This is a genomic window from Rhodopirellula sp. MGV, assembly GCF_002251265.1.
Classification (GTDB): Bacteria; Planctomycetota; Planctomycetia; order Pirellulales; family Pirellulaceae; genus Stieleria; species Stieleria baltica_A.
On sequence record NZ_NPDI01000029.1, the window covers coordinates 1 to 23,084 of the forward strand.

Genomic DNA, 23,084 nt, shown 5'->3' on the forward strand with positions numbered 1-23,084 from the left:
CGCATCTTGCTTGACCATGTCACCCAATCTGGCGGCGGGCTGTCCCATGAACGCAAATTCCTGAAGCGAGTCAAAAGTTCCGGTAGCGGCAGTCTATCGCACAGGAATCGTCTGTACCAAGCGGACTTGGTACGTGGCGAGACGTTTTTGGGACTTCGTCACCGACGCCAGATTTCATCTGGGCAGTCGATCAATCGAAGGCATACGCGAATTCGCCGCCATCGATTTGGACGTGCACGCGATCGATCGGTTTGCCGTCCATCATTCGTGTCAGGAATTCGCTACTGATGTTCGGCAGGACGGTGTTGGTCAAGATTGCGTCAATCATTCGACCACCGCTTTCCAATTCCGTACAACGGCTGGCAATCAATTCGACAACGGCATCATCGTAGGTAAACGGGATGGCGTGGTTTCGTTGAATGCGAGATTCGATCCGGCGTAATTGCAAGCGTGTGATCTCGCCGATCATTTCGTCGCTCAGCGGATAATACGGAATCGTCACGATTCGGCCCAAGAGCGCTGGCGGAAAGACCTTCAGCAATTCAGGTCGGAGTGCCTTGGCGAGGCCCTCAGGCTCCGGCAGCAACTCGGGATCTTTGCACAGGTTCATTACCAGATCGGTGCCTGCGTTGGTTGTTAGCAGGATCAGCGTATTTTTAAAGTCGATCACGCGGCCTTCGCCGTCTTCCATCCAGCCCTTGTCAAACACTTGGAAAAAGATTTCGTGAACGTCGTGGTGCGCCTTTTCGACTTCATCAAGCAGCACCACGCTATAGGGACGACGACGAACGGCTTCCGTCAAGACTCCGCCTTCGCCATAGCCGACGTATCCGGGAGGGGCCCCTTTGAGAGTGCTGACCGTGTGAGCTTCTTGAAACTCACTCATGTTGATCGTGATCACGTTTTGCTCGCCACCATAGAGGGCTTCGGCGAGTGCCAGGGCTGTTTCGGTTTTACCAACCCCTGAAGGTCCGGCCAGCATGAACACACCAATTGGCTTATTGGGATTGTCCAAGCTTGCACGCGACGTTTGAATGCGCCGTGCGATCATCTCCAATGCATGCCGTTGGCCGATGATCCGATCGTTCAGGATATTGGCCAGGTTCAAGACAGTCGCGACTTCGTCTTTGACCATCCGTCCGACTGGAATTCCCGTCCAGTCTTCGACCACCGACGCGACCGCTTGTTCGTCAACGGTTGGCAAAATGAGCGGGTGTTCGCCTTGCAACTCCAACAGCTTGGTTTGTAGCGACTTGAGTTCGTCCAGTAGGACGGGGCGTTGTGATTGTTCTGCGGCGACATCCGTCGAACTTTCGTTTGCCGGTTCGCCCGTTTGAACGGTCACATTCTTGGCTTCCGCGTCGGCCGCTTTTTCAAGCGGACTGTTGGTGCCTTCGACAGTACCGCTGTGTCCTCGAAGTTTCGCGCGGATATCCAAAATCTTTTCGACAAGATCTTTCTCTTCGTTCCAGCGAGCTTCCAGCCCGTTCAAACGCTCTTGCTCTTCTTTTAGTTCTGCTTCGGCGATGGATTGGCGATCCGCAGTGTCGACGCCGACCAAGTTTTCGTCCGCGATGATCCGCAGGACCGTGTTGAGTGCTTCGATGCGTTTGCGTGAGTCATCGACTTCGGCGGGGACGGCGTGCTGGCTGATCGCGACACGAGCGGCCGCGGTGTCCAGCAAGCTGACGCACTTATCCGGCAATTGTCGAGCGGGGATGTACCGGTGGGAAAGTCGTACGGCGGCTTCGAGTGCCTCGTCGAGCACTTTCACTTTGTGGTGTTTTTCGAGAGTAGACGTCATTCCACGCATCATCAGAATCGCGCGTTCTTCGCTGGGCTCTTCAACTTGGACGACTTGGAAACGTCGCGTGAGCGCGGGGTCTTTTTCGATGTGCTTTTTGTACTCGGCCCAAGTGGTTGCCGCCAAAGTCCGCAGAGTTCCACGCGCCAGGGCAGGCTTTAGCAAGTTTGCAGCATCGCCGGTTCCAGCGGCACCGCCGGCCCCAACGAGTGTATGCGCTTCGTCGATAAACAGAATGATTGGTTTTTCTGAAGACTGGACTTCTTCAATCACTTGTTTCAGGCGGTTTTCGAACTCGCCCTTCATGCTCGCGCCAGCTTGTAGCAACCCGACATCCAGGGTGCGTAGCGTCACGTCGCGCAGCGGAGGTGGGACGTCGCCAGAAGCGATTTTCAGCGCGAAGCCTTCGACGACGGCGGTTTTGCCGACGCCGGCTTCACCGGTCAAAATCGGGTTGTTTTGACGGCGACGCATCAAGATGTCGATGATTTGGCGGATCTCTTCGTCGCGACCAACGATGGGATCGATCTTGCCTTGACGGGCATTCTCCGTCAGGTCCACGGTAAATTGCTTGAGCGCGTCTTGTTTTCCCATTGCCGCGGGAGAAATCGCGCCACTGGCTTCACCCGGTTCTGCACCGCCACCGATTTGGAAGCCATCGGTTGCGCTGAGGTTTGCTTCTGGAGAACCGCCGACGACTTCATCAAACCGATCAGTCAGCGTATCGATTTTGACTTTGTCGAATTCTTGAGAAATCGAAAGCAATGCGTTTTTCAATGATCGCGTTTTCAGAATTCCGACCATCAAGTGCCCGGTGCGAACTTGCGTTTCACCGAACATCAGTGTGCCGTAGACCCAACCACGCTCGACTGCTTCTTCGATATGTGACGAGAGGTCGGAGATCGAAGTTGACCCACGAGGCAGCTTTTCCAGCGCGTCGGTCAGGTCCTTGACCAAACGAGACGGGTTGATGTTGAACTGCTTGACGATGCAATGAAGGTCGGAGTTTTCCAGTTGCAGGATCTGGTTCAGCCAATGAACCAGTTCGACATAAGGATTGCCTCGCATTTTGCAAAACACGGTGGCGCTCTCGATGGATTTGTATCCAACGCTGTTGAGCTTTCCGAACAAGGAGGTGCGGCTGATGTCGGTCACGGTATATTCCTTCGCGTTCGCGATGGTTCGGATTAAAGGGTGATTAACAAGTCATCGGGATCGTGTTGGACCCCTTCGTTATCCATCCAGATGGTTTCACCGAGTTGAGCTTGCCCGAGTTGCCACGATGGGGTTTCGTCTTTGTGTAGGATCAATCTTAGGTCCCACGCGAGTTCCTCGCCGATGAAGTTTTTGACCAGCGCCGACAAGCGGTCGAGGCTGCGTCCACCGGGAAGCATGTTGACAAATTCTTGCCAGTTGACGGGACCGAGTTGGACCCGAAACGATTGTTGGCAATTCCAAACAGACGGTCCAACGGTTGTCGCGACACCAAGCATTGAAGCATCGTCGTGGGCACCGAGTTGGAATTGGTAGTGGTCAGGGATGGCTGTCCATTCACCGACAAACTCTTTGATCTCGCATGGCAAATTGAAGAAATCGCCAATCATGTCTGCGAGTGCTTCCGGTGACTTGGTTTGACAACCGAACCGGCCTGCATAGAACAGCTTTGCTAAATCGGGAAAGTCATCACGGTTGTGCAGTGACGGCATTCCAAGCCCCATCAGCGAACCGACGAAGACCGAGAAACGGTCGCTCTCCGGGCGATCGAAGTGTGCAGTCGGCTGTGCATCGGCATGCGCCCGGTAGAACAGCGAAAGCATGCGATGATGAAAGACGTCAAGAAATGCTGCGAACGCAGTGTCGTCGTTGTGGCGAATTCGGTCGCGGACGTATTCCGTCACGTGCAATGGAAGTGCGCCGTTCGGACCACATAGTCCAAAGAAGCGAACGGCAAGGCGATGGAAGTCGTCTTTGGAATCCTTGCGAAAGGACGACAGTGACGCCGGCGCGAATTGCAGTGATGGTTCTTGGCTTAAGCGGACATTGTCGTCGGATAGCCTAACGGCATGTCCGTACCGAGGCGCGTCTGGAAAGACGCACTCAAGCATTCGCATCGCATGATAAAAATCAAAGCGATACGGATTGTCGATCATCTTTTGTAGCGCCGCATCTAAAGCGTGTGACGCCGTCCGATCCTCGCGGGCCATCGCATTACCTCACCGCGATCAGTCGTTCGAAAGACCGTCTCGGTAAATGAGTTGATTGATACGTACTTTGCAAAGAACTCGTTGAGTACAGCTGCTAACAGAAATGCACCGGTTCCTTCAAATCCGGTTTCGTCCAGCGTGACCGTGACTTCCATGCCCCTGGCGAAGCAGAGCGGTCCGTCAGATGCGATTGGCCGAGTCACCGGGGCTGACCGCACCGAGCGAACGGCGTCAATCTGTTTTGATACCAAGACGTTGTTGATGTCGGAATACAGCGACAACAATTCACGCAATGCGTTTGCGCTGCCGTCTTCGTCGATCAGTGAGAGGTAGTTCAGCGAAAGGTGGCTGATCAGACGCCAGGTCGTTTGCCCGTTCTCGTAGCTTCTTGATGGTTCTGGCTTTGTCGGTCCGACCAGACAGCGGACCGCTTTGACAGGTGCGCTGATTTCGAGCGTGAAATCTGTTTCACCCACACCGACTGGCATTTGCAAGGGCAGGTCACGATTGGTGCAAAGCGTGTCAATTCCGAGCTGTTTCAGTTCATGTGAAAACGGTGCCTCGTTGGCGTCAACGAGCGAAAGAAACGTTTCGCTGCCGACGTAGCTTGAGCGTGGACCGTACTGGCGGTGTTTCGCAGACAAGACGCGTGGTCGCCGATGGAGTGTGTAGTACGCCCGCTTGTTTTGTTCGGCATCTGAATCATTGATCTGATAGAACGGGCGAAACTCTTGCTCCCGATCGTTGCTGTTGCCATAGCCTCGCACATCCGTCACGGAATAGACTTCAAAATCAACTGGCCGCGTACGGTCCGGCATGACTTGATATTGCGAGAATCGTTCGCTGAGGTGGATTCGGTCGGCGCGTTTTTCGAAGAGGTTGATTGCCGGCGTGCAATACAACGCGAAGTGTGTTTCGTCGACACGATTTGAAAGTCGTGAATCACGCCGATTCAGAAGAATTGCGATTTCGATCGCGTTGTCGTCGCAGGATCGAAAGCTTTCGCCAAGGTCCCGCAAGTTAGCAAACATGTAGCGATGCGGGAACGAAAAGTATTCTTGTAGTAGCCGGTAACCCTTGAACGAGCGTGGACCATACGGCAATAGCGAGTTTTCGTCTTCGAATCCTAAACCGGTGACTTTGTCTTTACCACGATAAACGGTCCATGCTGACGTGCCGTTGGCCGGCCGGACGGCGATGCCGACCGCGTTAGACATGAGCTGTTCATAGAGCCGCATTGGCACGTCGGAAGCACCGCGGACAAAGAGCGGCAGTGTTTCCAGCGAAAGTTGATTGATCTTTAGCCCGGCCGTGGAATCCAACCGGATGACGAGAGCCGCCTTGACGGTCGGATCGTCCGGAAGGCTAAGAGCCGCGACGTCGCGTGAGTAGTAGTTCGCTTCGGTCAATTGAAGCGGCCAAAGCGTGACCGGGTGTGCCGTGCGAAACGTGCAACGGGTCTGTTCGCCTTTCCCAAGCAGACTTTGTAGCACTGTGCCCCGAGGGATCTGGAATCCTTCGGCGAGGGCTCCTTCGGTCAGATCGGGGTTCAATTCCACGATCGCCATCGACGGCATCGGCGCCAAATAATGCGGGCATACCATTTCCAGCAGATGCTGGGTGAAACGCGGGAACTCCGCGTCGAGTTTTAGCTGAATGCGCGCCGCTAGTAACGCGAAGCCTTCGAAAAGGCGTTCGACGTAGGGGTCAGCACATTCGAAAACGTCGATTCCCAGTCGGCTGGCGATCTTGGGATATTCCTCGGCGAACTCGGCGCCCGATTCACGAACGAATTGTAGTTCTTGGTTGTAATACGTCAGCAGTCGCGGATCCATTTCGGTGTTGCCTACACTTCGTGAATGTTGACGTCGCCAGTTTCCAGATCCAATTCAGATCGGAGGTACAAGCGTTCGGGAAACGGTCGAGCCCAGAGTTCGCCTTCGATCTCGAAGGTCAGAGAGCTTGTCAGCGGATTCTCGGGGTCTTTTTTGCCGCGAACTTCAAGGGTTTTTGCAATGATCCGCGGTTCGAAGTCAAGGATCGCTTGACGCAACGCCACTTGGATATCGTCGACATGGAGTCCAGAGACGGTCTTCCCAGTCAGATCAGGGATGCCGTAGTTAATGACTGATTTTTGGACGTGCTGGTAATTCGAGAGGTCTTCCGCTGCAGCCAGATGGCAAGTATTGAGCAGCCAGGCGAGGTCGCGCAAGACTGCGGCACGCAATCGATGAACGGAAAAAATCCGCTTGTCACGCGTTTCAAGCAGTTCGTGCGGATCGTCGTCGGTCAGTCGATCAAGCAGCGACGGAAACAGTCTTTCTTGTGCAGTGAGGTCAGCCATTACTCAACCGCTGGTAGAACCGATTCGTCTTCGGAGTTGCTCCCGGTAGCGACCGGAATCTCGTCAAAGCTGAGCTTTTGTATTTCCAGCAAGGCAAACTCGTCTTGGTCGGTCGCAAGCATGCGTTGGCCAGTCCCCAGATAGAAATCGTCGTCGCTACCGGCGACTTGCTGCCAAGCGGTTTGCCGAGCGAGTCGGATTGCCGGTTCGGCGTTATCCTGGGAACCAGGGTATCGTGTTGGAATCATGCCATAGACTTCACCGCCACCTTGAAAGACAAAGTGTGCGGGAATCCAAACGAAGTCACGTAGGTCCGTGGGTGCTTCCAAGTCGATTTGTGCGATTCGATTGAATGGAACCCAGTAGTACTGGCCATTCATCAAGACTTCGAGCACGGGGCCCAAACGAGGATCGGCGTCGGCAACCCATTCGAACGGGCTGTGTTGTTCGTTGCGAAGATATAGATTGCCAGTTGTCGTTGGCGCGAGTTCAAACGCTTCGCCGCGTAGCTGCTGTGCTTGGGAAAGATTGCCTTTTGCCGATAGCTTCAATGATTCGATCAACAGTGCGAGCCATCGATCCGGTTCACCGAGGATGAGCGGCGACGTTTCACCGGCGAAGACACGATGGCGGAAGACTTCGCAACGAATGGCTTCGCGATAAGCTTGAACCATTGCGAGGTTTCCGGCATCCAGTTGGCCGCAGATTTCCAGTTGGTTGAGCGCGCTCTCCCATTTACCGAGGACGCACAACATTTGGAACAAGAAGACGCGGTATTTGCCTTCGGAAGGATCTTTCTGAACCTTCGCCTTCAGTTCGGCGAAAGCTTCGTCCAGTTTGCCTTCGCGGAGTAATTCTTCAGCCAGCATTGAAGCGTTTCCGAGGTAGGATCGGCGATTTGATCATCCGCTTGCGAAAGAGTTCGCAATGCTGACTCGCGGAGCACCCCCGTGCTCTCGGTTCAAATCGTCATCGTTTGTAGAGAGAATTGGGTCGTCTTTTTCTCCGCCAAGTCAGCGAGATCGGTTACTGATCAGGGGGCTGAGTTGGCGGAGGAAAAGACGACGATGTGGCGGTGCGAATGCCACATCATCGCGATTCCATGGCCGGGTCGGATGTCACTCAGAAAACCCGGCATCAAATTCACTTTAGCAACGCTTACAGTTGCTTATTTGCAGCGATGTCCCAAGCGAACAATTTCTCTGGGCCGCCGCTACCGTCTTTCTTCTGAGCCTTGTAGCTCACTTTGACTTGGCGGAAGTTCAGTGTGACATTTTCGGTCAAGCGATCTTCACCACCTGAACCGCCAGTCGAGACGCTCGTGATCAGAACATCTTTCATGTCGATGACCAAGTATTCCAAAGGCTTTTTGCCGGCCTTACGGACGGTCAGTTTTGCACTTGGGAAGTGATCTCCGTTGGCACAGTAGATCATCAGGATGGGCGACGAATTGTCGATCCATTTGGTCACGCTGATGTCTTGAAAGTTTGCTTTGCCAGCTCCGCCACCGCCACCGACGTGAAACGAGCCGCTTTGTGACATGCCCCAGCTCCAAGCGAGCAAGTCAATTTCATTTTGGTGAGTTGCATCTTGGGATTCGCCTTCGATCTCTCCCTTGATGTCCAAGAACATATCAACAGCCATGGTCGTATTCCTATGTGTATTTTGTTTTGAGGTTCAGTAAAAAACCGCAAGACCTCAGCCTTGCGACGAGAATTAGCAGTCGTGTTGATATCGAGCGATCAACCGCCACCCTTCGCCGAAGGCAGCTTGGAGACGAGTCGGAGTGAGACCGACAGACCTTCCAATTGATAGTGTGGACGCAGGAAGAACTTGCTGGTGTAGTAGCCGGGGTTGCCTTCGACTTCTTCGACGACAACTTCGGCGGCAGCCAGTGGCTTACGTGCTTTCGTGTCTTCGCTAGAAGTTCCTGGGTTTCCGTCGACGTACTGGTTAATCCAGTCTTGAAGCCAGGCTTGCATATCCTTGCGTTCTTTGAAGCTGCCGATTTTGTCGCGGACGATGCACTTCAAGTAGTGAGCGAATCGGCAAGTTGCGAACAAGTAAGGCAAGCGTGCACTCAGGTTTGCGTTCGCCGTTGCATCGGGGTCGTCGTACACGGCTGGTGCGTGCAGCGACTGGGCGCCGATGAAGGCTGCAAAGTCCGAGTTCTTTTTGTGGATCAGTGGCATGAACCCGTTTTTGGCGAGTTCGGCTTCGCGACGGTCGCTGATCGCGATTTCCGTCGGGCACTTCATGTCCACGCCGCCATCGTCTGTGGGGAACGTGTGGCAGGGCAGGTTCTCGACCGCACCGCCCGATTCGATCCCGCGGATACGCGAGCACCAGCCGTACATCTTGAACGAGCGGGTGATATTCGTAGCCATCGCGTAAGCGGCATTGGCCCAGCAATAGTTTTCGCTATTTGCCGCTTCGGTGTCTTCTTCGAAAGCGAATTCGTCGACCGGATCGGTCGCAGCACCGTATGGCAAGCGAGCCAAGAACTTCGGCATTGCCAAGCCGATGTACTTGGAATCTTCCGATTCACGAAGCGAACGCCACGGAGCGTACTCGGGGGTTTGGAAGATTTTTGTGAGGTCGCGTGGGTTGGTCAGCTCTTGCCAGCTATCCATTTGCATGACCGACGGTGCGACACCGGCGATAAACGGTGCGTGGCAAGCGGCAGAGACCTTTGCCATTTCGCTGAGCAGTTCGACGTCTGGTGGACTGTGATCGAAGTGATAATCGCCGACCAAGCAACCATAGGGCTGGCCACCGAATTGGCCGTACTCTTCTTCGTACATCTTCTTGAAGATCGGGCTTTGATCCCAAGCGGTGCCTTTGAACTTTTTCAGAGTCTTGTGCAACTCTTTCTTGGTGACGTTCATGACACGGATTTTTAGCATCTCATCGGTCTCGGTATTGTTGACCATGTGATGCAGACCGCGCCAAGCACCTTCGAGCTTTTGATAGTCGTCGTGGTGCAAGATCAGGTTGATCTGTTCGCTCAATTTCGAATCGATCTGTGCGATGATCGCTTCGATGGATTTGAGGGCGTCATCGGAGATGAGTGCCGTTTGAGCCAAGGCTTGCTCGGCCAATGTTTTGACGGCGGTTTCGACCGCCTCTTTGGCCTGATCGCTCTTGGGGCGAAACTCTTTTTCTAGGAGTGACGAAAACTCGTCCGCGGTAACGGTTTGGGCTTCGTTCTGTGAGGAAGCGTCTGCGGTGCTCATGATTCGATTACTCCTCGGTAGCTGGTGTTTCGGCCGAATCCGCGTCAGCATTCGGCGCCGAGCCGAGCGACTGCAGTAGTGCGGGGTCTTGCAGGACTTTATTGAGCAGCGCCTCGGCGCCGTCTTTTCCGTCCATGTAAGTCAACAGGTTGGCAAGTTGTTCGCGTGCTTGTAGCAATTTGCTAAGCGAGTCGACTTTGCGTGCGATCGCGGCGGGCGAAAAATCGTCCATGCTTTCGAACGTCAAGTCCACCGCCATGTTGCCTTCGCCCGTCAGTGTGTTGGGCACTTGAAACGCGACGCGTGGTTTCATCGATTTCAGGCGGTCGTCAAAGTTATCGACATCGATTTCCAATGCCTTTCGCTCGGAGACTGGGGCGAGCGGTTCTTCCGGTTTGCCGGATAGGTCAGCCAAGACACCCATCACGAATGGGAGTTGGACCTTTTTCTCTGCACCGTAAACTTCAACGTCGTATTCGATCTGTACCCGAGGAGCTCGATTCCTCGCGATAAACTTCTGGGCGCTACCTGTAGCCATGAGTGACTCCTACGGGAATGTAAACGGCGCTGGTAAGACGCCGGAACTTTTGAAAGTGAATGGTTACCAACTGTCGTCGCTGGAAGATTCAGAGTCGGAGCTCGAATCGGTTGACGAACCGTTGGACGCCACCGCACCGCTAAGCGCCTCGGCTTGGGCGACGGCGTCGGGGGCGACATCGCGAAGGATGTCAAGAAAGCTTGCCGAAGAAAGTCGCTGTGCGCGTCGAATCAAGAGCGGCAACGGACTTGATGGCTCGTTCAGTTCGTAGTAATCGCACACATCTTCTAGCGCCTTGACTGCTTGTTGGCGAGTTGCGATTTTTCCGCCAACGTATCCGGCTTGGCTGACAATTTGTGTCACTGCGGTGCCGTTGTTGTCGGGTCCGCCATCAGCGACAACAGCATCGACATCCGTTGCATCGGAGCTTGCCGCAGAAACTTCTTCAACACCGACGCCGCGTCGTCGCAACTGTTTGGTGATGATGCCGTTCATCTCGGTCAAAAGATTGCGAGCCGGCGCGAGGCTGACTGCGAAGTTCACCCCGACTTTCTCGGTCACTTGCTTTTCGATTTCGGCAAGGTGTTCTGCGGCTAGTCGCGTGGCTTCTTCGGTGGCTTGTACGTCTTCGATGTCGGCATCTGTGAACGCCGCATCGATGGTTGCCGGAGTTGGCCCTTTGGCTGTTTCCGCAGGTTCCTCTGCTTTTGAACTCGACCAATCGTCTTCATCGTCGGTTTTCACGACGACGGGCTTCTCGGTAGGTTCGGTCGATTTCTCGATGTCACGTAAACTGAACCGACCGACGGCACGCGATGACACAATCGGTGCTTCGCGAAGTTCTCGCAGCATCGTGTCGTCATCGCAAAGTGTGACGAGTGTGTTTGTTCGGTAGGTCGGATCGTTGTCGTCGTCGGCATCCAGTTCGGGATGAACGCTATCCCAGAAGTTTTCGATATATCCACGAAGCAAACGAAGGCATTGTTCAAACGCCACGAAGCCTTGTTGATTTAAGCTGGCGCGTGCCAGGAAAACGACGACGCGCATGTCTTTGGTTCGTGACAGCAGCGACTCGGCGAGCTTCTTAACTTCCTTCCACTCCGGCTCTTCCGCCGCGACGATCGTGTCGCCGTACTGCTGCTCGGGTTTGCCCTGCGCGGCGCGATCCATTTCGCCAAATTCAGGGTCATACTCCAAGTCCGGGCCGCAGGGCTCGTCGTCGGTTAGAGGTTGAAGTAATGAATCGAGATCCGAGAGATCCATTTGCAAATCGCTAGTGTTGCTGTTCGAAGTTACCGAACGGTGGAATCGTTTCCGGCGTGAAACCGATCAAGATGTCTTCTTCGAGATCAAGTTGGTCGACGGAAACTCGTAACTAGGGTCTTCGGAACTGTAAAACACTCCCTGTGTATACGCATCGATCTGGCACGAAGACTTTGGGGGCTCGGTGGGGTGCCGGATCGGCTAGACCGTCTGTGCTGCCTGTAGTGGTTACCCCACGAGAGGTCCGGCAAGAAGTTGGTAATTCTTCAGTCAAATGTGCGAGTTTCAGTTGAACCTATGGCGTGTTTTGGTTACCGATCCCTCGGGGGGATTGCCGAGAGTTGATCGGTGACCAAGAGTTGCCGGATTCGACGGTACAGCGCACGACTGCTACAAAACTTAAAGTCAGCCCGTGCAAATTGCCTAAGTAATGGATCTACATTCAAATCCAAGCTGACGTTGTCATTCATCGACGAAGACGAAAGGGCGTACTGCCACCTCCCTCGTGATATCAGCGCGACACTCAGCTATTTTTCTGCCGGGTGTCGTTGTCTGTAAACATCGCCGATCGATGCACCAAACCTCACCATCACAATCTACTTGGCAACAGCATGCGCCTAAACGCGGCCGAGCAAAGGTCAGTCGTGACTTGGGGCGAGTCGCCATCGCATTAGGTGTCCTCACCATGCTGGGGGCGTTTGCCTGGTTGGTGTTGCGTCCGTTCTTTGCCGCTCAAACCCATTTGATCACGATCCGTGCTGACAATCTTGGTTTGAGTGATGTGCCCATTGTTCCGTATGCTCAGCAAGACTTTGACGCTCTTGCGACGAACGAGAACTGGAGCACCTCGGATTGGACTCCGATGTGGAAGTCGACGAACGCGGTGGAAGACCTTGGTGAGCGATTGGAGAAGGCCCAGTTTCGGCCGACTGATACGCTGGTCATGTGTCTGGCCGTACACGGCGTCAGTGGCGAAGATGGACCAGCTCTCTTGCTGAGCGATTTTGAGGTTCGCAAGCCAAGTATTGGCCGCTGGGCAATCGATGACGTTTTACAACAAATTCAACGATCGAAGGCGGGCACGAAGATCGTCGTGATTTTTGATGGGGCGATCGCTTCCGATCCGCGTCTGGGAATCATCGAGAATCGATTCATCGAACAGCTTCGAAATGCGGTCCAGTCGTTGAACGATCCAAATCTTTGGGTCTATTGTTCTCACGGACCACAAGAAGGTTCGCACGTCGAAGATGGCCCACAACGCAGCGTGTTTGGAATGTTCTTGGCGGGGGCAACCCATGCCGTCGCAGACGTCAATGGTGATCAGCAGTTGTCACTTTCCGAATGGACAACGTTTACGACGGCGAATGTGAAGAAGTGGGTGGAGTTTGCGTCTGGTCAACAACAAACCCAGTCGCCGCAGCTCTTTTGGGGCGGTGGTGAACTTAACAAAGCACGCAATCCGGTGATCTGTGGGATTTCCGCGTCGTCGCAATCTCAGCCATGGTCCACGGCCGACGTTCGGGCTGTTCCCATAAAATCTGTTGCAACGCAAAAGCAGACAGAAACAAACACGGCTGCTGGCCAAGTCATTGCAGAGCAGAAAACGCTCGATGAACGGGCGAAGCAATTGCTTTTGGCGTCTGCATGGGATGCGATGACATCGATCAGTTCGCCCGATCATCGGCTGATTGAACGTCCACATCTTTTGAAACAGCTTGAACGAGAACTACTTCTAGCTGAAACGCAATTGATGCGTGGATCAATTGATCAGCAATCGAGTGCTGTTAAATTCTTCAATGAATTCCTTGCCAAGGCCAAGTCGGCGGAGCCAAATCCGATCGATCAAACAAAGCTTGCGGAGACGGTTATCAACCCACCGCTGTCGTTGGCCGTGCGGTCCGATCTCGAACGCATTTCGCCCCGTTCGGTTGAGTTGGCCTTACAGATTGACAATTTGCTCGGCAAATCGTCGACGGCTAATTTGCAGGCTTTGTACGAGGCGCTTGAGCAAACAGATCGGAAGGCGGTCGACAAGTGGGTCAAGGCAAATTGGAAAACAGAGTACGAGCAACGAAAAGAGTTTCAGCTGTTACAACAACTGTTGGCTGACACTGACTTGTCCTGGAGCATGGTGCAAGCCGCTGCGTTGGCATGTTTTGATGGGGAACGGGCCGCAGCTCTCGACCTAAAGTTTGGAAGCTGGTGTCGCCAATCAATCGAGCAAGCCGACGCGGAACGGCTGTTTGCGACGGAACTGTTGCGGACACGGAATAACGAGCATTGGGATTCCCGAGCGGAAAAACTGTTTGCTTCAGCACGGCAACGATACGCCGAAGCGATGGACCGGTATCAATTGGCTTGGCATGCTCAGCAAGCTTTCTACAAGTCGATTCGTCGATTGGGTTTCTACCTTCATCAGTTTTCGCAGCTGAGTTCACCCCCAACGCGTAGCGAATCCTATCTCGCATTGAAGGACCTGATTGACGCGAATCATAAACTTGGGGCAACGATTGGAAATCTCGGAAACGTCGATTCCAAACAAGTTCAGTCAGAGATGAATTTGGTCGCTACACAGCTCGATCGCGTGCAGCAGCTGTTCGGTCAATCAATGGCGGATCGCATCCTTGAAAGTCCTGAGACCGCCGAAGCCGCCGGAGATGCCGCCACGCTCTTGCGATCTCCGTATTTGTCATCGGGAACTCGATCGCAGTTGTACGCGTTGATTCAGAAGGTTTCGCGTTCAGAGCTGCGAAAATATGAACTGGCAAATCTGGAAATCCGGCAAGCGATCACACCGAAGGACGAAGCGACTTTCGAGCCGGACGTGTTACTGCAGGCTGCCACTCTGTACGTTGATTATGTCGCCATCGTAAAATCTGTCGTGACCAGTGATGTTTCCAGCGATTTACTTCGTCTTGTCGAAACGATGCAGTGCGATCTTCGATTACTTGCTGAAAGTGGTCTTCAGGAATCACGTCGCAATGAAATCGTGTCCGCTCTCGAGCGAAATTCAGTTGAGTTCTCTCTCGAAATCGTAGATAGCCTTTCGGGCCAATCGACGCGATCGAGCGAAGCGAATTTGAAGCTGCTATTGATGCAGTTGCTGGATCCGCGGGATGGGTGGCGTTTTCCGCGGCTCGATCAAAGTTCTGTCGCGATGCCTGAGCGAATCAAGTCCAGCATGCTTTGGCAGCGGCGTCGTGATTGGCAACGTGAAACGTTTTCCATGTTGGCAGATCAGAGAGATGCAGCATCGCCCGCAGAGCTGCTCGTCAAAGAGATTGTGGCTTTGCCCGATGTGTCAGTCCCAGAAAGCGTTGACTTGCAGTATGAGGGACGGAAACAGATAGAGCTGGTACTGAGCAATCCTGGTGATCAACCATTGGAAACTGTCTTGGCAATCGGATTCGCTAGGCAGTTGATTGATCTCGAACTTGAAGAGACTCACTGCGATCAAACCACGACTGGCAAGTACGCGATCGAGTGGGAAAACCGTTTGACGGAATTTGGGACGCAATCATCGGCATGTTTTACGATTCCAGCTCGCGGTCAAAGGATCGTGGCGGTCGGGGTGAACCGTGTTGGTCGAGCGATTGGAACGACCGAAATCGTATTCGATTTATTTGCCGCAGGTGCGGCTACGAAATCGCAATTGGATCCCACATTGCTCTTGAACCGGCAAGCTGCCTGTGTGGAGTTGCCCGTCGCCGAGTTAGCTGTACAGCAAGGTGGTGCGCAAATCGAATCGGCGTTCGGCGGTTTGCAACTGACTCCCTTTCCCAATCGACAACAAGACGCTCACTTCGGTTTGACGGGGCAATCAGCGGAGGCTCGGAAAGTCGACTTAACGTGTTACGCAAGCCTTGGGTCCCTCGAAAGCTCCGATTGGATCGATCGAGTGCGTGACTTGATGGGGAAACCTCTTTTCACGGCAACCTATGAAGTGGCGTCGTCCGGTGAAACCGTCTTCGCTGGGGCAGGTGCAACAACGCAGGAAACGCCAAAAGAGGCAGCGGCAGCCGATGCAAAGTCGGAGCATGCCCCCACGCAAGAACTGTTGCAGCACGGAATGATCGCAGCGATTCGAGATGTTCAATCGGGACGGACCACTTATCGTCCGATTCGCATTGCGCTTCAGCGGCCACGTCGCTACATCGACGCAAGTGTTCGCTATGACGGAAGTCGGCGACAAATTGTGATCGACATTGCCGCGTTGGAGTCACGTCTGCTTCCAGAGGGAGGCCCCGTCGAGGTGAGCTGTGACTTGGAAGGTGTCGAAGGACAGGTACGCGGGAAACTGAGTGGCATTTTGTCAAAAAGCCGTTTACGCGATCGACTGTTTATCGACTTACCCAATCCTCCCAAAGATCCAGTCCGTTTAAACGTGAATGTTGACGGGTATCCACGTGCATTTGTTTTCGACGTGCTCTGCGAACCCAATGGATTGATCACAGAACAGACGACGCTAGTCGAATTGAGGCTGCATGCAAATGCACCGAGCGGCATCGTACCGGCAAGTAAGACGATGTCAGTCACCGCTGTTGTCAATGCACCGCACGGGACTTTTGAATCGAATACCGATGACATCGTGATCGGATTCGATTTGAATCATGATGGCAAACCGGACGAAGAAACGGCGCAGATGCTAACGACCGATCGCCAAGTCAAGATCGGCCTGCTCAAGGCATCGAACGATGGAAGGATCCTATTGGATGTCAAGGCATCCGATTTCCAAATCGAGTTGCCTTCGGCAAGGCTGGAGAATCTCTCGCTGGACATAGCGGCCGCAATGACGATCGATTCGAGATCGCATTCGTTCAAACCATTGTCGCTCTATGTTGATGCCAGCCCGCCGGTGCTCGGCCCGATCGAAGCTTCCACCGGGGCAACCGGATTTGTTGCCGGAAAAGTCGGAACGGTTACTATTTGGGGGATCGATCAAGGTGCTGGAATTCAACGCATCGAGGCTGGTTTCGATCAAGATGGTTCCGGAGCGTTTCCCAAAGGCGACGCCGTCTTCACCGCTGTGCGGCAATCGTTGCGAAAATGGTCGGTTGATTTGAAATTGCCGGCTGATAGAGGACCGCAAACGTTGCTCGTTCGCGCGCAAGACGCAGTGGGCAATGTCAGTGAGCCCATTCCATTTCAATTGACGGTTCAATCGCCGAGTGCGCCCGAAGCAGCTGCGAAGGCAAGCCTGGGCGATCTGTTCGGCTTGGTCCGCTATCGGGAACTTCCGCTTGCAAACGCAGAAGTCACGCTGATGCCAGCGGCTCAGGCTGCGGTCGCGGGGGCACAGGATTCCGCCAAAGGCAGTGCACCAATTGTTGTGCGAACTTCGCCGAAGGGTGACTATCAATTGAAAGGCTTGAAGCCGGGCGAACATACGGTGATGTTCCGCGGCGTCGTACGAAACCAAGTCCACTTGATCGAAAAGAAAGTCTCGATCAAAGAGGGCGGCGCTCGTAAACGACTCGATGTTGATCTTCCATGATAGCAAACAGAGGGCGAGTTGCTGGCAAAGCGTTTGCCGTGGGAGGGGTTACAATTGGTGCGTCCGGCAGTGTTTCGTCGGTTCTTTTAAACGCGATGATCGATTCGACCGATACGGCATGATGTGCAGCTCGACCGCCAACAGTATTGCGGCGGAATTGTGAACATCCAAGGCTGAATGCAACGAGACGAATGATCCTGCGCCGCGATCACCTTTCGAAATTAATGCTTCTTGTCGGAGGGCTTTCGACGATCGGTTGTGCAACCGTCCCGTCGGCTGCACCCGCACCGGCTCCCGCCAGCGCGCAGGCTGGTGGTGCGACGATCGTTGCGGTCGCTGCTCCGTCACCACCTCCCGTCACGCTTCCGCAGTTTTTGGGATTGGACCTTGTGTTCGGCGGGGCGCAGAAAGCGACATTGTGTGTTCGCAACCGACTGGGGAGTCGGTTCCCGGGGCTCGAGCCGAAACCGCCGATCAAGTCCATTACCGATCCGGCCAATATGGAACCAGGGGCTAGCCCTGCGGTGCAAGCGGCAGCGAAGGCAAAGGTTGAAGCAGATAAAGCACCGCAAAAGGCGAAGGCGATTCGCTATCTCGCTAGCCAAGGGTGCGGCGAATGTTACCCGGACACCGAAGATGCTTTGTTGGCTGCGCTCGAAGATTGCAGCGAACAGATTCGATACGAAGTGGTGCGCGGCTTACAGAGCTCGGTCGGCGGCTGTTGTCAAAGTTGCAAAGAGAACAGCTGTTGCACACCGAAGCTGCTCAAAAAGTTGTATCAGGTTGCATACGATCGAGATGACGCCGGCTGTTTTGTTGAGTCGTCCGCACGGATTCGTAGGAATGCTCGGTTGGTGATTTGCAAGTGTGGAGGCGTTCCCTCGGAAATGGAAAATGGCGTTCCAATTGAAGGTCCCGGGGAGCAATTGTTGATCGATGGTAGTGCTGAACCGGCGGACGCATCGCTTTCAAGTGTGATCGAACGAGAGGAAGGCGTGGACTTAGAGGTCGTCGCACAAGGTCTTTCCGCTCAGGTCGCCTCGTTGGAACAAGCGGTTGGGCGAGATGCTTTGAGCCAAGGTCCTGGGATCACAAGGGATGCGATTGGATCAGGTCTCGGCCACCAGGAATCGGATCTCGGTCGGCAAGGCTTTCCAGGGACGATTCAGGCAAAACCGGTCGGCTTTGTAATGCCCCAATAGGCTTCACGTTCAATGTCTACTTCCGAGTTGTCCTCGCAGCATCAATGGCAGGGCGAAAGCGCGAAACGCACCCATCGAGTTGCAGCGATTCGATTGTGGCTTGCCCGTCACTTTTGGCCGGTTTTGATTGTTCTGTCGAGCCTTTTGTTTGTTGCTTTGGTGTGGCTGCTGACACTGGCGCCCAAGCGAACGCCGCTGTTGGTGTTCACGGCGGCGCCCTATTCAGTGCCGCTTGCGCCGGTCGGTTGGGCTGCGGAGGACATCGCGCGATTAAAAGGGCTTGATCGGCAGACGATCTCGCTCGATGGCGAAGACAGTGCAATTCAAGGTGCGACTGAGCTCCTGTCTAGGCTGGATCAATCTGTGGCTCACGCAAATATGCAGTGGGTTGATCAGCCCTTGATCCTCTGGGTGAACTTGCACGGGATCAGTGATGGCGAACAAGCCTATCTTGTGCCGTCCGACGCGTCGTCCACCGATCGATCGACCTGGGTTCCCTTTGAAGAGGTGTTGGATCGTCTGTCGAGACAAAAGCTACAGCGTGAGACGTTGTTGATCTTGGATTGCAATCACATGCAAGTGAATTGGAGTCTAGGGCTGAAGGCAAATCACTTTGTCTCCGTCGCGACAGACCAAATTCGCAAACGCTTCGATTCGGGCGACATCGGGCAGAACGTCGCTGTCATGTTCAGCTCGAAGGATGACGAGTTCTCGCGGCGATCGTCTGTTTTGCGGGCGTCGGTCTTTGGGCACTACTTCCACTTGGCGATTGCAGGTGCGGCCGATCGCAATCACGATGGATGGGTCGATCTTGTCGAGCTGGAGCAGTATTTAGCGAGCGAAGTTCCAAGCTGGTCGCGGCAAAACTGCTCGTCGCTGCAAACGCCAACTTTGGTAACGGCAAATCCGCAAGTCAGCTTTCCGTTGTTGAGATCGCTCTCTGACCGCGCGTTTGAGAATGTCGTGGCGAAAGGACAGACTGTCGAACCTGTAGCGCCGAGCATTGCGGATACGAAGCTGGACGCGCTGTGGAAATCGATGGATTCACTTCGCAACCAAGCGGCCTATCAATCGGAGCCGGTCGCATTCGGTCGGTTGGAACAGCAGTTGATTTGGTTGGAACAGCTCAGCGTATCGGGGGCAGGTTATGCTGCCTTGGCAAAAACAGTCGAATCCGATCTGGAAGGACGCTTTGAATCGATCGCGCAGCGACAGCAGCTTGCGGCGACCAACCAGGATTGTTTTCATCACAGTTCGCTGATTGACGGGACGGTACAGACGCTGCCTTCTTCGGTTCGTTTGCCTTCGCTTGCGGCGGCGCGGTATTTCGGCAGTGAGACGCCGGATCGTCTTCGCGTCATCGATGATGCACTGGATTTATTCACGAATCAGCCTGGTCCGGTGTCGCTTCACGCGGCAATCGAATCGTTCGGCAAGCTTTCGCCGAGTGATTATTCGTCTGTTGCGTATGCGCGGATGTTGAGTCGGTATCAGACACCGATGTTTTGGGGGCGCGGCGTTGCCACCGCGAGAACACTCGAATTGCACCGTCAGGTCGATCGTTGGTGTGTTCCGCGTGTTTGTGAAGGCGGGGTTGATCATCGATTACATCACCGGCTGCTAGATGCGCTTCGGGACGTCGATGTGATTCGGCGGCAGGTCGAAGACAAGACCTTCTCGATCGACAGTGGCGATTTATCCACGCATCAAGATGTGCTCGCTGGCAAGCTCGACGAGCTTGGTAAAGAGAGTCAGCGGCTTGCGAAGTTTCAGATACTTTGTGACGAAATCGGATCCGTTGTCCCGACGTTGGCAGCATGGTTGAGCAATCCTCTGCGGCATGCACGGTTTGCGGAAACTGACCAACAGGCAATCAGCCAGGCGATTGACGCGATGAAGGAATCGACCGAATTGGCGGAGCTGATCGGGAATCGCGACTCATCCCAAACGCTTGATAGCCAGATTGTCGGACGGTTCGAGCGTCTAAGCCGATCGTATGATGTCTTGCGGAATCAAGTGACTGAAGCAGTTGGCTTGGTTGCTCAGCATGCTGACTCGGGTGATGCACTTGCCGTTGATCGAATGCATGCTTTGCTGTCGATTCCTAGTTTGTCGGTAAGTGATCGGACAGCGCTACGAGCGCGTCGGCGTCAGCTCGTGACGGAATTGGCGACGAGCAAGGTCAAATCCGGTGACGGCGAAGCGGGTGCGTCGGTCCTTGCTGCAAGTGACTACGCGGCGATTCAGGCGAAGTGGGTTGGTCATCCGCTCGATGAGATCCTGGCACTCCCCTCAAATAGCGATGCGAAGGTTGCGACCGCGGAGCAGACATCGGTCGGGCGGTTTGTAGATGCTGTGCGAGAGTCGGTCGTCCAAGCAGTCGAGAAGGATAAACTATCGAAGTTTCGTGCTGATTGTTTCGCAGCCACGTTGCGTTTCAGGAATGCCGCGTCGCTGTGGATGCCGAAAGGGACTTCTGCATGTCTGGTAGAGCTTCGCGCTGTCGATTCGCAGTTTCTGTTGATCGCCCTGGCGAGTCGAGCGTTGGATGATTGCTGGGGACCTGCGGGCACGGACAAGGCTTTTTTCGCAACCGCGAGTGACGCTTGCTGCGATACGGTTCCACTGTTAGTTGCGACGTCGACGTTAGGACTGGGCGATCAGGAGAAGCAGCGATGGTTGGACGTTGCAGATCAGGAGGTCAGCGTTGTTCGCTCACGTTCTTCTCAGTTGTCAACGCTGGTCCCCGGAGCTTTGGCGACGAAGGCGTCCCCGGGGATTCAGATTGATGACCGTGACTTGATTCGAAGCGAAGTCATGTTGTCATCGGCGGACGCTGTGCCGAATGAGATCGCGGACGCATTGGCCGCAGTGAAGGTTTTCCGAAGTGGAAGCGCTGTCGACGTGGCTGAAATCGTTCCCCAGGATTGGTACCAGCTTGGGACGTCGGGATCGAATTTCGAGCTCTCAATGAAGCCGGATTCAAGTCCGCAGTTGAGCTTGCTTGCGGTACGGGCAGTCGTTCGGGGGCACGAGTTTGCTGCCCCGGTAAAAGTGCAGCGTGTTGGTGGAGTTGCAGTGGAGGTCAAGCCGCAACATTCAACGGTCAGCGAGGTCACGGTCAATGCGCAATCGGCAGGCATCTCAGTCGCATTTGTGATCGATGGGTCGGCGAGTATGTCTGAGAAGTTGGCGGGCGCTAGCGATTCGAAAATTGATGTCGCAAAAGACGCGTTATCCTCCATGCTGTTGGATCTTGCCGAACGCGGCGACTCGCGAACAAGTGTGCGAGCGTTTGGGCATCGTGTTGGGTGGAGTACAACGCCGCCGCTTCGCATTGTGACTCGTCCCGATCTCTTCGGACTGGTGCCGGATTCAATTCTTCCGAGCCGAGATGTTGAAGTCTTTCAGTCGCTTTCGCATCTTGACCTTGTCGCTACCGCGGCAATATCAGAAAGGCTCGGCCAGCTGAATGGATGGGGCCAATCCCCGCTGTATCTTGCCGTGGAGCAGGCGCTGGGTGAGTTTAGCGAAGGGGGCACTAGTGGTGATTCGCACATCGTCGTGATTACCGATGGCGAAAACTATCAATATACGCCGCCGGGCGATGTTTCGAATTTGCCAACGTCGCAAGCGGATGTGCATTCCGCATGGAGTTCACGCCGCGTTCCGATTCACATCCTCGGGCTCGGTTTTGATGCAAAGCGTGATGCAGGAGCCGCTGCTGAATTTGAGCAGCTCAGTCACGCAACCGGTGGGCAGTTCCATGTACTCGATAGTTCGACAAATTTAAAGCAAACGCTTGCAGAACTGCTGCGTCGGCGTAGCTATTCGATCGCAAGTCAATCAAGTTCGGAGATGCCGGAATTTCGAGTCCCTGTAGGCCAGTCCGTTCAGGTTCAGGTTGCTGAGGGCGGAGCTGAAGAATATCGAGTGAAGGTTGATTCAGATCCAAGCTTTCCGGCGGCGAGTGAAGGGTTGCTTCTCGAGGGTGGTGAATCGATTCAGCTTTATCTGGAGAACCAACTTGGCGAGCTTTGTTCGTATCCGTTTGATCAAAACGTGGTGGAGCAAGTCGAGCTTGTCGAGCGAAATGGTGTGGGCGCCGACTTGGTGTTGCGTTTGCATCAACCCCGGCGGCAGCGATCGGCAGTCTCTTTCATGGTTTCGTTGCAACGGAAGTCGAGCCACACTGCCGGTCTGTGGAAACCAACGTCGCGGCCTGATGGCTATTGGTTTGAAGTTCAGCCGACTAATCGCGACGGCAAATCCGTCGGTGACGCATACGTTTTCAACGATCGTGTTTTTAAAAGCAATGTGTCGGTTCCTGTAATGATGTTCCAAGCCAATGATTGGCCGCCGGCGGCGAATTCTGCAAAGATCAACGCTTGGGTGAGTCAGCGTACGCAGGCCGATCGCCGAGCAGGCTCCGGGCTTCAGTTGAATTCGCCAGAGGTTGAAGATGGCGGGCGTCCTGCGAAGGCTCGGCCGTCAATCGAGGTGCCGTTCGTGGATCGTCAGAAGCAGCCACAGTTGTTTGGCGAGGACATTCGCCTTGAGATGCGTCTGGTTGATACTGATCAGACGTTTGAACTCCAGGGTGTTCGTTGCGTTCTGATCTTCGGTGCGTCTGGCATGGATGTCAGTGCAGTCAAGGTAGAGCTGCCAGGCGACTCCGCTGTATCTCCAGTGTCCATTGAGCGGCGATATGATTCCAAACTCGGAATCGCCGTCCATACGTTTTGGGTGTCAGGTGACGCGTCGACTGAGTCGATTGCGTTTAGACTCTCAAAGAAGGCGACGGACGTTGAGGGGGCCTGGACGATGCCGCATGGTGCCGTCGAGATCCCGGTGCCCGCCAATGATGGCCTGATCCCAGTTGATGTGGTCAGCGGACGCTAATAGGCTGTTCACTTTCGGGTGTCGCCTTTCGCTCCGCCGAAGTAGCGTTTGCTATCGCAGCTTTTGCGGAGCAGTCGGCGGGATAGTGAGCGGGGCG

The 23,084-nt window shown here is 54.5% G+C and carries 12 protein-coding genes; 3 read left to right on the forward strand and 9 right to left on the reverse strand.

Annotated elements, in window-relative coordinates; all coding sequences use genetic code 11:
* Positions 1-190 precede the first annotated feature (190 nt).
* From tssH to tssA, 9 genes are all read right to left on the reverse strand, one after another.
* Positions 191-2,959 carry a type VI secretion system ATPase TssH gene (gene tssH, locus CGZ80_RS10325; protein ID WP_094414032.1) on the reverse strand — a complete coding sequence of 923 codons (2,769 nt, stop codon included), beginning with the start codon at positions 2,957-2,959 and terminating at the stop codon, positions 191-193.
* A gap of 32 nt (positions 2,960-2,991) precedes the next feature.
* A complete protein-coding gene (tssG, locus tag CGZ80_RS10330; RefSeq protein ID WP_094414034.1) occupies positions 2,992-4,008 on the reverse strand; it encodes a type VI secretion system baseplate subunit TssG in 1,017 nt (338 codons plus the stop codon).
* Positions 3,972-5,843 carry a type VI secretion system baseplate subunit TssF gene (tssF, locus tag CGZ80_RS10335; RefSeq protein ID WP_094414036.1) on the reverse strand — a complete coding sequence of 624 codons (1,872 nt, stop codon included), beginning with the start codon at positions 5,841-5,843 and terminating at the stop codon, positions 3,972-3,974. The genes tssG and tssF overlap by 37 nt, the downstream gene beginning before the upstream one ends.
* Before the next feature lie 11 nt (positions 5,844-5,854).
* A complete protein-coding gene (gene tssE / locus CGZ80_RS10340) occupies positions 5,855-6,352 on the reverse strand; it encodes a type VI secretion system baseplate subunit TssE (protein ID WP_094414038.1) in 498 nt (165 codons plus the stop codon).
* Positions 6,352-7,221: a type VI secretion system accessory protein TagJ gene (locus CGZ80_RS10345; protein WP_094414040.1), complete on the reverse strand. Its 870-nt coding sequence runs from the start codon at positions 7,219-7,221 to the stop codon at positions 6,352-6,354. The genes tssE and CGZ80_RS10345 overlap by 1 nt, the downstream gene beginning before the upstream one ends.
* Before the next feature lie 289 nt (positions 7,222-7,510).
* Positions 7,511-7,996, reverse strand: coding sequence for an Hcp family type VI secretion system effector (locus tag CGZ80_RS10350; RefSeq protein ID WP_094414042.1), 486 nt, complete (start codon positions 7,994-7,996; stop codon positions 7,511-7,513).
* 98 nt (positions 7,997-8,094) lie between these two features.
* Positions 8,095-9,588 (reverse strand): type VI secretion system contractile sheath large subunit, encoded by a 1,494-nt coding sequence (gene tssC / locus CGZ80_RS10355; RefSeq protein WP_094414044.1) that lies wholly within the window; start codon positions 9,586-9,588, stop codon positions 8,095-8,097.
* 7 nt (positions 9,589-9,595) lie between these two features.
* A complete protein-coding gene (gene tssB, locus CGZ80_RS10360) occupies positions 9,596-10,126 on the reverse strand; it encodes a type VI secretion system contractile sheath small subunit (RefSeq protein ID WP_094414046.1) in 531 nt (176 codons plus the stop codon).
* 63 nt (positions 10,127-10,189) lie between these two features.
* A complete protein-coding gene (gene tssA / locus CGZ80_RS10365; protein ID WP_094414048.1) occupies positions 10,190-11,389 on the reverse strand; it encodes a type VI secretion system protein TssA in 1,200 nt (399 codons plus the stop codon).
* 571 nt (positions 11,390-11,960) lie between these two features.
* On the opposite strand from tssA, the gene CGZ80_RS10370 reads away from it, so the two are divergent.
* From CGZ80_RS10370 to CGZ80_RS10380, 3 genes are all read left to right on the forward strand, one after another.
* The gene (locus CGZ80_RS10370) at positions 11,961-16,883 is read left to right on the forward strand and encodes a hypothetical protein (RefSeq protein WP_143543841.1); all 4,923 of its coding nucleotides are present in this window, start codon (positions 11,961-11,963) and stop codon (positions 16,881-16,883) included.
* 224 nt (positions 16,884-17,107) lie between these two features.
* Positions 17,108-18,085: a hypothetical protein gene (locus tag CGZ80_RS10375; protein ID WP_143543842.1), complete on the forward strand. Its 978-nt coding sequence runs from the start codon at positions 17,108-17,110 to the stop codon at positions 18,083-18,085.
* Positions 18,086-18,097: 12 nt separating this feature from the next.
* Positions 18,098-22,987: a hypothetical protein gene (locus CGZ80_RS10380; protein WP_094414054.1), complete on the forward strand. Its 4,890-nt coding sequence runs from the start codon at positions 18,098-18,100 to the stop codon at positions 22,985-22,987.
* Positions 22,988-23,084 lie beyond the last annotated feature (97 nt).

What these genes read in the sequence shown, in the direction of transcription:
- tssG (WP_094414034.1), bottom strand. Translation starts at nt 4,008, where the DNA reads ATGGCCCGCGAGGATCGGACGGCGTCACACGCTTTAGATGCGGCGCTA.
- tssF (WP_094414036.1), bottom strand. Translation starts at nt 5,843, where the DNA reads ATGGATCCGCGACTGCTGACGTATTACAACCAAGAACTACAATTCGTT.
- tssE (WP_094414038.1), bottom strand. Translation starts at nt 6,352, where the DNA reads ATGGCTGACCTCACTGCACAAGAAAGACTGTTTCCGTCGCTGCTTGAT.
- CGZ80_RS10345 (WP_094414040.1), bottom strand. Translation starts at nt 7,221, where the DNA reads ATGCTGGCTGAAGAATTACTCCGCGAAGGCAAACTGGACGAAGCTTTC.
- CGZ80_RS10350 (WP_094414042.1), bottom strand. Translation starts at nt 7,996, where the DNA reads ATGGCTGTTGATATGTTCTTGGACATCAAGGGAGAGATCGAAGGCGAA.
- tssC (WP_094414044.1), bottom strand. Translation starts at nt 9,588, where the DNA reads ATGAGCACCGCAGACGCTTCCTCACAGAACGAAGCCCAAACCGTTACC.
- tssB (WP_094414046.1), bottom strand. Translation starts at nt 10,126, where the DNA reads ATGGCTACAGGTAGCGCCCAGAAGTTTATCGCGAGGAATCGAGCTCCT.
- tssA (WP_094414048.1), bottom strand. Translation starts at nt 11,389, where the DNA reads ATGGATCTCTCGGATCTCGATTCATTACTTCAACCTCTAACCGACGAC.
- CGZ80_RS10370 (WP_143543841.1), top strand. Translation starts at nt 11,961, where the DNA reads ATGCACCAAACCTCACCATCACAATCTACTTGGCAACAGCATGCGCCT.
- CGZ80_RS10375 (WP_143543842.1), top strand. Translation starts at nt 17,108, where the DNA reads ATGCTTCTTGTCGGAGGGCTTTCGACGATCGGTTGTGCAACCGTCCCG.
- CGZ80_RS10380 (WP_094414054.1), top strand. Translation starts at nt 18,098, where the DNA reads ATGTCTACTTCCGAGTTGTCCTCGCAGCATCAATGGCAGGGCGAAAGC.